Annotated in this window: 1 protein-coding gene; it reads right to left on the bottom strand. The window is 49.4% G+C overall.

Annotated elements, in window-relative coordinates; all coding sequences use genetic code 11:
* Positions 1-1,516 (bottom strand): hemagglutinin repeat-containing protein (locus tag BHE89_RS17045; protein ID WP_171742526.1); only part of this gene is annotated, 1,516 nt, incomplete at both ends.

Below are 1,516 nucleotides of genomic sequence, written 5' to 3'. Positions count from 1 at the left end.
TTTGATTATCCGTATCACGGATTAACCATTTCCCCTCAGAGATGGCAGCGTGGGTAGTGCCTTCAGTCTGTCCGCTGTTATTGGCATTAGATAATAATCCGCCGGCGGCATTAGTAAGGAGTTGGCTACCAATTGGGCCACCGGTGCCAATCGAGCCACCCGTGTGCTCGGCGGTAAAGTCAGCTTTGTTGTCGATATCTTTCCAGCCTAATGTGCCCGTATCGAGGCTATTTTTATCTTTGTCCGCCGTCGACGCAATCACAGCACCGGCAAGCTGAGTATGGTCTTTGACATGGATATCAAAGCCCTCTTTACCCGCAAAAATACCGGTTTGTTCTTTCACACTGTCGTAGTTACTGTGTATTTTGTCTTTGCTGGCACTAATATTGATGTTTGGCGTGCCCCCTATCGTGTAACCGCCACCGACGCTGACCTCTTGCTGTTTGGCGTCATAACGGTCACTGTCTTGCTCACTTTGTAAAGTGAGGTCACGACCGACATTGATAGTGATTTGTTCGCCACTGACTTGAGCGCCTTTGAGGGTGGTATCTTGTCCACTGTTTAAGGTGAGTTTATTGCCTACATCTAACGTGGTCTCGGTGTGAGTGAGTCCATTACCATTTTCATGGCCCTTGCCTTGGTTAACGGAAGCGGAGACATTGACCCCGTAGCCACCAGCACCCACACCTACACCAACGCCGATACTGCCGCCTTTGTTGCTGTTTTGGCGGGTAGTTTGCTCGGTGTTTTGGGCAGAAACAAGGTTGATATCTTGTGTGGCAGACAGTGATAAGTCTTTACCGGCTTTGAGTTCACTGCCGGCGACCGTGATATTACCGCTGTCTGGGTTGCTGTCTTTATTTTTACCCGTTGCGATAATCGACAGATTTTGTCCGGCATTTAAGGTGCTGCCTTGCGACTGGCGGCTGTCGGTATGGGTTTCGCTTTTCGACGATTGGCTGCCGTAAGACACACTGACACCAACTGTATTGGTGGCGCCTTTTTGATAGCCTTCATCGCCCGGTTTAAGGTTGTTGGCAAGGTTGTGTGCATTTGCAACATCAGTTTTCAGCCCATCTAACTCAACCGCTTGCTGGGCTTGAACACCCGATAACACCGCTTTGGTGTTTTGTAGAGCACTTAAACGACCGTCACTTTCTTTGCGAGCTTGTTGTGCGGTGCTGACGGCAGTATTGAGGGCGCTACCTGCACTGCCAGAGAGTGCAACACCAAACCCACTTTGCTTGGTTTCAAAGGTTTCGGTGCGAGTACGTTTATCATAGCCTAGGTCGATTTGGACGCTATCGCCCGTGAGATTTAAGTCTTTTTGGGTAATCAGGTCAGCGCCGCCCACATGCAGTTTGTTGCTAGCGGTGATATTGACATTACCTTGTGTGCTGCCAATAGTGCTGACACTTTGGCTTTGGGTGATGCCTTTTTCATCCACTTCATGGCGGGAGGATTGTTTACCGACATTAAAGCCAATGCCACCGCTACTCATTAGACCGCTTTTTTT

It is taken from the genome of Shigella sp. FC1967, assembly GCF_001743005.1.
In the GTDB taxonomy this organism is placed as follows: domain Bacteria; phylum Pseudomonadota; class Gammaproteobacteria; order Enterobacterales; family Enterobacteriaceae; genus Proteus.
This window is presented reverse-complemented; position numbering and strand designations above follow the sequence as displayed.